Annotated in this window: 8 protein-coding genes; 1 reads left to right on the forward strand and 7 read right to left on the reverse strand. The window is 71.9% G+C overall.

Annotated features, from left to right (window positions below; genetic code table 11):
- Nucleotides 1–119 precede the first annotated feature (119 nt).
- The 7 genes from IG64_RS35040 to rpsB all read right to left on the reverse strand — a co-directional run bounded on the left by IG64_RS35040 (nucleotide 120) and on the right by rpsB (nucleotide 6,052).
- Nucleotides 120–563 carry a cytidine deaminase gene (locus IG64_RS35040; protein ID WP_037863997.1) on the reverse strand — a complete coding sequence of 148 codons (444 nt, stop codon included), beginning with the start codon at nucleotides 561–563 and terminating at the stop codon, nucleotides 120–122.
- A gap of 277 nt (nucleotides 564–840) precedes the next feature.
- The gene (locus tag IG64_RS41360) at nucleotides 841–1,017 is read right to left on the reverse strand and encodes a hypothetical protein (RefSeq protein ID WP_158771726.1); all 177 of its coding nucleotides are present in this window, start codon (nucleotides 1,015–1,017) and stop codon (nucleotides 841–843) included.
- Between the two features lie 89 nt (nucleotides 1,018–1,106).
- Nucleotides 1,107–2,417 carry a phosphatidate cytidylyltransferase gene (locus tag IG64_RS35045; RefSeq protein WP_037863999.1) on the reverse strand — a complete coding sequence of 437 codons (1,311 nt, stop codon included), beginning with the start codon at nucleotides 2,415–2,417 and terminating at the stop codon, nucleotides 1,107–1,109.
- Entirely contained in the window at nucleotides 2,417–2,974 is a 558-nt protein-coding gene (frr, locus tag IG64_RS35050; RefSeq protein WP_031120910.1) for a ribosome recycling factor, read from the reverse strand. Before frr ends, IG64_RS35045 begins: the two co-directional genes overlap by 1 nt.
- A gap of 190 nt (nucleotides 2,975–3,164) precedes the next feature.
- A complete protein-coding gene (gene pyrH, locus IG64_RS35055; RefSeq protein ID WP_037864002.1) occupies nucleotides 3,165–3,923 on the reverse strand; it encodes a UMP kinase in 759 nt (252 codons plus the stop codon).
- A 204-nt stretch (nucleotides 3,924–4,127) separates the two neighbouring features.
- Nucleotides 4,128–4,964, reverse strand: coding sequence for a translation elongation factor Ts (gene tsf, locus IG64_RS35060; RefSeq protein WP_037864004.1), 837 nt, complete (start codon nucleotides 4,962–4,964; stop codon nucleotides 4,128–4,130).
- A gap of 170 nt (nucleotides 4,965–5,134) precedes the next feature.
- Nucleotides 5,135–6,052 carry a 30S ribosomal protein S2 gene (gene rpsB, locus IG64_RS35065; protein WP_037864005.1) on the reverse strand — a complete coding sequence of 306 codons (918 nt, stop codon included), beginning with the start codon at nucleotides 6,050–6,052 and terminating at the stop codon, nucleotides 5,135–5,137.
- A 681-nt stretch (nucleotides 6,053–6,733) separates the two neighbouring features.
- Between rpsB and IG64_RS43410 the strand changes: the two genes are divergently transcribed.
- Nucleotides 6,734–7,102 (forward strand): peptidoglycan DD-metalloendopeptidase family protein, encoded by a 369-nt coding sequence (locus tag IG64_RS43410; protein ID WP_420710041.1) that lies wholly within the window; start codon nucleotides 6,734–6,736, stop codon nucleotides 7,100–7,102.
- The last annotated feature ends 430 nt before the right edge of the window (nucleotides 7,103–7,532 follow it).

The raw sequence follows: 7,532 nt of genomic DNA on the forward strand, positions 1-7,532 counted from the left end.
CCAATCGGGTGACCTCGGGCAGCGGCCGGCCGCGGCCGCCGTCGGCGGCGGTCACCGGTTGCCGTGACGGCGGCGGACCCGCGGCGCGGGCCCGTCGGCCGGGAGGGATGCCGCCCCGGTCACTCGGAGTGCTGTGCCGGGGAGGGCCACTTTCCCTCGGCGAACTGCAGGCCCCAGTAGTAGGGGTTCACCTCGGCGAGGGTGCGCGCCTCCCAGCCGGTCGGGTCGTCCTCCCGCGGCACGGCGACTTCGACGGAGGGCCCCCAGAGCGCGAGCCGTTCCTGGCAGACGCCGCAGGGCGGCAGGATCAGGACTCTGCCGCGCTCCGGGTCACGGCAGACGCAGACGGAGGCGGTGACGGTCCGGTCCTGGGTGTAGGCCTGGATGAACGCCCCGGTCTCCTGGCACAGCGCGACCGACCCGTTCATGTTGTCGAGGCCGACGCTGGTCAGGATGCCGCCGTCGGCGAGCCGCACGGCGGCCGCCCCGCCGGGTTCACCCACGGGCCAGCGCCGGTCCATGAGTTCCAGGGCCGCGTCCACGAGCGTCTGGTCGAGTTTCATGCGCCGGAGTCTGTCACGAGCGGTGATTCCGTTCCGGGCGAGCACGACGGCCGGGCTCCGCCGGAGCCTTACGACCCGGACGCGGGCGATCCTGACGGGCCTGACACGGGCGATCCTGACGGTCGGGATCGCATCGGCCTGACGGCCCGGACGCAGGCCATCCTGACGGCCGGACTCGTGTCGGTCTGACGACCCGAAGACGGCCCGGTGACGTGGCGCGGCCCCTGTCCGCACCGAACGCGCGGGTGGGCGCGCTGGAGACGGGTGGGATCCGCGGTCAGGAGAAGATGGCGACGATGCCGAAGACCCAGGAGGCGTAGGCCTTCGTCCGGTGCCGGCCGCCGCAGTGGCGGCGCGGTCTGCGGCGCCCGCCCTGGTCGATGAGTGCCTCGCACCACCGGCACGGCAGATCGCCGTGGTAGGTGCCGTCCTTCTCGAGTCGTCCCCGCCCCATGGGACGGAACTCCAACGGCCGGGCCCCCGCAGGTGGGGCCCGGCCGCTGGAAAGATCCTTGCGGGCCCCCGCGGGCCCGGCCGCGCCGGTCAGGAGGAGCCGACGAACAGGACCATCAGGAGCCAGACCACGGGAGCGGTCGGCAGCAGGGAGTCCAGGCGGTCCATGATGCCGCCGTGACCGGGGAGCAGGGTCCCCATGTCCTTGATGCCCAGGTCCCGCTTGATCATGGACTCGCCGAGGTCGCCGAGGGTGGCGCTGGCGGCCACCGCGAGGCCGAGGAACAGGCCCTGCCACCAGGCTCCGTCGTCGATCAGGAACTGCATGCACAGGGCGCCGGCCGCCATGGCGAAGGCGACCGCCCCCACCAGGCCCTCGCGGGTCTTGCCGGGGCTGATGCGCGGGGCGAGCTTGTGCCTGCCGAAGCGCCAGCCGACGGCATAGGCGCCGGTGTCGCTGACCACGGTGAGGATGAGGAAGGTCAGGACCCGGTACGGCCCGTCGGGCGCGGTGAGCAGCATCGCCACGAAGGTGGCCAGGAACGGCACGTAGAACGCGGCGAAGACGCCCGCCGTGACGTCCTTGAGGTAGCCCTCCGGCGGCTGGGTCATCCGCCAGACCAGGACCGCGAGCGCCGTCAGCGCCATCGCCACCCAGGCGCCCTCGGCGTCCCGGACGTATCCGGCGACCACCATCGCGGCGCCGCCGACCGCGAGCGGCACCAGCGGCGCCTTGATGTCCTTGCGTTCCTGCAGCCGGGAGGTCAGCTCCCACAGGCCGACCACGACCGCGACCGCGATGACGCCCACGAACACGGCCTTGACCACGAACAGCGACGCGATGATCACCACGCCGAGCCCGAGACCGACGCCTATGGCGGCGCCCAGGTCCCGTCCCGCGCTCTTCTTCTGCGGTGCCTGCGGGGCGGGCGCCGGCTGCGGGGCGTCGGACATGGGCTCCGGATTCTGCGGCGCCGACCCGTGGGCGGGCGGCGTCCGCGGCGTGTCGTAGGGCCGCGGCTGCGGCGCCTCGTACGGCTGCGGATGCGACTGCGGCATGTCGTACGACTGCGGGTGCGCCCGCGGCTGCGGACGCGCGGGATCCTGCGGCTGCGCGGGGTCCTGCGGCTGTGGCCCCGCAAGGCCGTAGGGCTGCGGCCGGGGCGGCTCATCACGGAACGGGGAGCCGCCGGTGTACGCGGCTCCCCGGTCGTCCTCCTGGTTTCCGCCGCGGGCGGGCACCTCGGGCACGATGGGCATGGGGCGGGTCTGCTGGGCGCCCGGCGCATCGTACGCGGGGCCCGCGGGGGTCGTGCCCGGGACGGGTCCCGGGGCGGGTGACCCCTCGGCGGGCCCCCAGTACCCGGCTTGCTGCGGCGCTCCCCAGGAAGAGTCGTTCATCAGACCTCGAGCAGCTCAGCTTCCTTGTGCTTGAGCAGCTCGTCCACCTGCGCGACGTACTTCGCGGTGGTGTCGTCGAGCTCCTTCTCCGCACGACGGCCCTCGTCCTCGCCGACCTCGCCGTCCTTGATCAGCTTGTCGATGGCGTCCTTGGCCTTGCGGCGCACCGAACGGATGGACACCTTGGCGTCCTCGCCCTTGCTCTTGGCCACCTTGATGTACTCGCGGCGGCGCTCCTCGGTCAGCTCGGGGAACACCACACGGATGATGTTGCCGTCGTTGCTCGGGTTGACGCCCAGGTCGGAGTCGCGGATCGCCTGCTCGATGTTGCGCAGCGCGCTCTTGTCGAACGGGGTCACGACGGCCATGCGCGGCTCCGGCACGGAGAACGAGGCCAGCTGGTTGATCGGCGTCGGCGCACCGTAGTAGTCGGCCACGATCTTGTTGAACATCGCCGGGTGCGCACGGCCGGTGCGGATCGCGGCGAAGTCCTCCTTGGCGACCACGACGGCCTTCTCCATCTTCTCCTCGGCCTCGAGGAGGGTCTCTTCGATCACCACTTGCTCCTGCGTGTCTTGAGTAGGCCCGGCTGCGGTTCCCGGTGGGGGCCGTCGGCCGGCTGCGTCGCGTCTTCTTCCTGCACGGTTCCCGACCGGCAGGACATTGTCCATCCCCCGGTCCGGGTCCGTCCCGTCCGTCCCCCGGACAGGTGGCTTCCCGGTGGCCGGCGGCCCCGGGGGGTGCCGGTCAGCCCCGGCCGGCCTGGTCACCCACAAGCGTGCCGATCTTCTCACCCTTGACGGCGCGGGCGATGTTGCCCTCCTTCAGGAGTTCGAAGACGACGATGGGGAGCCGGTTGTCGCGGCACAGCGTGATCGCCGTGGCGTCGGCGACCTTCAGGTCGCGGGTGATGACCTCGCCGTACCCGAGGGAGTCGAACTTCACGGCGTCCGGGTTGGCCTTCGGGTCGGAGTCGTACACCCCGTCCACACCGTTCTTGCCCATGAGCAGCGCCTCGGCGTCGATCTCCAGGGCGCGCTGGGCGGCGGTGGTGTCGGTGGAGAAGTACGGCATGCCCATACCGGCGCCGAAGATGACCACGCGGCCCTTCTCCAGGTGGCGCACGGCGCGCAGCGGGATGTACGGCTCGGCGACCTGGCCCATGGTGATGGCGGTCTGGACCCGGCTGTCGATGCCTTCCTTCTCCAGGAAGTCCTGCAGGGCGAGGCAGTTCATCACGGTGCCGAGCATGCCCATGTAGTCCGAGCGGGCACGGTCCATGCCGCGCTGCTGGAGTTCGGCGCCGCGGAAGAAGTTGCCGCCGCCGATCACGACCGCGATCTGCGCGCCGTCCTGGACGACGGCCGCGATCTCACGGGCGATGGCGTGCACCACGTCCGGGTCGACGCCCAGGCCCCCGCCGCCGGAGAAGGCCTCTCCGGACAGCTTCAGCAGAAACCGGCCGGTCACTTTGCCGTCGTCGCTCTTCTGGGCCTTGGTGGTCATGAGATCCCGCCTCTTTTACGTGGTACACATGCGAAGAAGGCCATTGCCGGTGGGGCGTTCGCATCCCATGCAGCGGCAATGGCCTCCTCGTCAGATCTGCTGTCGTCCGTCACGCGCGGCCGCGTGCCGGCATACGCGCGCGACGTGGACGACTGCTGTCGACCCTATCCGGGCCGAGCGTCCGTCGCGGTACGGACTTGAGACTCAGATGCCGACCTTGATGCGCGTGAAGCGCTTCAGGGTGACACCGGCCTCGTCCAGGACCTTCTGGACGGACTTCTTGTTGTCCAGGGCGTAGGGCTGGCCGAGCAGCGTGGCGTCCTTGAAGAAGCCGTTCAGACGACCCTCGACGATCTTGGCGATCGCGGCCTCGGGCTTGCCCTCGGCGCGGGTGGTCTCCTCGGCGATGCGGCGCTCGGACTCGACGACCTCGGCCGGCACGTCCTCCTTGGAGAGGTACTTCGGCGCGAAGGCGGCGATGTGCTGGGCGACGCCCTTGGCGATCTCGGCGTTCGGCTTGTCCAGCTCGACGAGGACACCGATCTGCGGGGGCAGGTCGGGCATCGTGCGGTGCATGTACGCGGTCACGTAGCCGTCGGAGAACTGCGCGAAGCGGTCCAGGACGATCTTCTCGCCGAGGTTGGCGTTGGCCTCGTCCACGAACGCCTGGACGGTCTTGCCGGCCTCGATCTCGGAGGCGAGCAGGGCCTCCAGGTCGGCCGGGGAGGTCTTGGCGACGTGCTCGGCGATGGCGTTGGCCACGCCCTGGAACTTCTCGCCCTTGGCGACGAAGTCCGTCTCGCACTTCAGCTCGACGAGAACACCGGAGGAGTTGTCGTCGGCGAGGATCGAGACCACGGCACCGTTCTCCGCGGAACGGCCCTCGCGCTTGGCGACGCCCTTCTGGCCCTTGATGCGCAGCGCCTCGACGGCCTTCTCGACGTTGCCCTCGGCCTCGTCCAGCGCCTTCTTGCAGTCCATCATGCCGGCGCCCGTGAGCTCACGGAGCTTCTTGACGTCGGCGGCGGTGTAGTTCGCCATGAGTCTGTGAATCTTTCTCGAAGTCTGGAAGATCGGAGATCAGGGGGTCTGCGGGCCCCGCCGCCTGTGGAGCAGGGGGGCGGGGCCCGCTGACACACCGCTGAGCTACGGGTGAACGGCGGGAGCGGACTTCATGCGCCGCTCCCGCCGTCAACACGGACGCTGACGGGTCAGGCCTGCTGCTCGCCCTCGGCGGCCGGGGCCTCGGCGGCAGCGGGAGCCTCGGCGGCAGCCGGAGCCTCGGCGGCCTCAGTCTCGGCTGCGGGGGCCTCGGCGGTCTCAGCCTCGGCCGGCTTCTCGGCCTCGTCGGCCTTCTTCTCGCCCTCGAGCAGGTCGCGCTCCCACTCGGCGAGCGGCTCGCCCGCGGCCTTCTCGCCCTTGTCGCCGGTGGCGACGCGCGAGCGGCTGATGAGGCCCTCGGCGACGGCGTCGGCGATCACGCGGGTGAGCAGGGTGACGGAGCGGATCGCGTCGTCGTTGCCCGGGATCTTGTAGTCGACCTCGTCGGGGTCGCAGTTGGTGTCGAGGATCGCGACGACCGGGATGTTGAGCTTGCGCGCCTCACCGACGGCGATGTGCTCCTTCTTGGTGTCCACGATCCAGACGGCGCTGGGCACCTTCTGCATCTCGCGGATACCGCCGAGGGTCTTCTCCAGCTTGGCCTTCTCGCGGGAGAGGACCAGCAGCTCCTTCTTGGTGAGGCCGGAGGCGGCCACGTCCTCGAAGTCGATCTGCTCGAGCTCCTTCAGGCGCTGCAGGCGCTTGTAGACGGTCGAGAAGTTGGTGAGCATGCCGCCCAGCCAGCGCTGGTTGACGTAGGGCATGCCGACGCGGGTGGCCTGCTCGGCGATGGCCTCCTGCGCCTGCTTCTTCGTGCCGACGAACATGACCGTGCCGCCGTGGGCGACGGTCTCCTTGACGAACTCGTAGGCGCGGTCGATGTACGACAGCGACTGGAGCAGGTCGATGATGTAGATGCCGTTGCGCTCGGTGAAGATGAAGCGCTTCATCTTCGGGTTCCAGCGACGGGTCTGGTGACCGAAGTGGACGCCGCTCTCCAGCAGCTCCCGCATCGTGACGACGGCCATGGCCGTACTCTCCTTGAGTTTCTCGGTTGTGCCGCGGGGGCCGGACGGCTCCCGCGCCTGACGCCCGCTGCGCGCCGTGCCACGAAGGACCGAGGGGCGCTGACACCGACCGTTGCCGGTCTGTGCGTCGGGGCGTGCGAAGTCGACCCGGTGACCCGGGTCGCCACCAGAAGTGTACGGGACCCGGGAGGTGCCGGGTGACGCCGCTGTCCACAACCGGTGAGTTGTCCACAGGTTCCGGCCGGTCCGGGCGGGATGCGGGAGCGTGGACGCATGTCTCGGATGCGTGCGGTGCGATGGAAGAGCGGGTGGGCGGGCCGGTGGAAGAGCGGGTGGGTGAGCGGGGGGCTCGGGCTGCTCCTGGCGGTCGCCGTGACCCCGGCGGTTCCGGCCTCGGCCCCGGTGGCGGCGCCGGCGTGGGCGGGCCGGGCTCGACCGGCGGCGTGGGCGGGCGGGGGCCGTCCGGTACCCGCGACGGACGGGGCCGGGCCGGCTCCCCCGGCGGACCGGGCCGTCCCGGCGCCGGCGGGAAGCGGGCCGGTCCCGGCCGCGGGTCGGCAACGGGCGGCGGGAAGCGCGCCCGTACCGGCGGTCGGCCGGGCGTGGCCGGTGGGGTCGCGCCCGGCGGTCCTGCGGGGCTGGGAGCCACCGGCGACGCCGTACGGCCCCGGGCATCGGGGCGTGGACCTGAGTGCGGCGCCGGGCACCCCGGTACGGGCGGTGGCGGCGGGACGCGTGTCCTTCGCGGGGGCCGTGGCAGGACGGGGCGTGGTGTCGGTCGAGTTGTCGGGGACGGGCGCCCCGCCGCTGCGGACGACGTACGAACCGGTGCGGGCGTCGGTGACGGAAGGCACCCGGGTGGCGCCCGGCCAGGTCATCGGCACCGTGGATGCCTCGGGGCGGGGCTCCCACTGCGCGAGTGACTGCCTGCACTGGGGCCTGCTGCGAGGGGAGACCTACCTGAACCCCCTGCTCCTGCTGCCTCCCTGGCTGCTGAACGCCGGCCCGCCGCGCCTGCTCCCCGTCCTGGGCGTGCCCCCGCCGGCATAGCCGGGAGGGGGCGTGCTCCCGCCGGCATAGCCGGGAGAGCGCGGCGAGGCGCCTGAGGGCGGGAGCGGACGGGAGTCGTGGCGTGCCGCGGGGGGGGCACGGTGCAGGGAACCGCACGGCAGGGGCGGCACGGCGTGGGGAGCCGCACGACGAGGGCGGCACGGCGTGGGGAGCCGCACGACGGGGGCGACACGGCGCGGGTGCGGCGCGGCGCGGGGAGCCGCACGGCGCGGGTGCGGCGCGGGGTAGCCGCACGTCAGAGGTGGTCGGCGCGGGGAGCGGAACGTCAGGGGTGGTCGGCGCGGGGAAGCCGCACGTCAGGGTGGTCGGTGCGGGGAGCCGCACGGCGGGGGGAGCCACACGGCGCGTGGGGCACGGAGCTGTCTCTTATACACATCTGACGCTGCCGACGACTCCTTACGTGTAGATC

This window comes from Streptomyces sp. NRRL S-340 (assembly GCF_000720185.1).
Classification (GTDB): domain Bacteria; phylum Actinomycetota; class Actinomycetes; order Streptomycetales; family Streptomycetaceae; genus Streptomyces.

Coding starts and splice junctions, on each gene's coding strand:
- IG64_RS35045 (WP_037863999.1), bottom strand. CDS start 2,417: ATGAACGACTCTTCCTGGGGAGCGCCGCAGCAAGCCGGGTACTGGGGG.
- pyrH (WP_037864002.1), bottom strand. CDS start 3,923: ATGACCACCAAGGCCCAGAAGAGCGACGACGGCAAAGTGACCGGCCGG.
- IG64_RS41360 (WP_158771726.1), bottom strand. CDS start 1,017: ATGGGGCGGGGACGACTCGAGAAGGACGGCACCTACCACGGCGATCTG.
- rpsB (WP_037864005.1), bottom strand. CDS start 6,052: ATGGCCGTCGTCACGATGCGGGAGCTGCTGGAGAGCGGCGTCCACTTC.
- IG64_RS35040 (WP_037863997.1), bottom strand. CDS start 563: ATGAAACTCGACCAGACGCTCGTGGACGCGGCCCTGGAACTCATGGAC.
- tsf (WP_037864004.1), bottom strand. CDS start 4,964: ATGGCGAACTACACCGCCGCCGACGTCAAGAAGCTCCGTGAGCTCACG.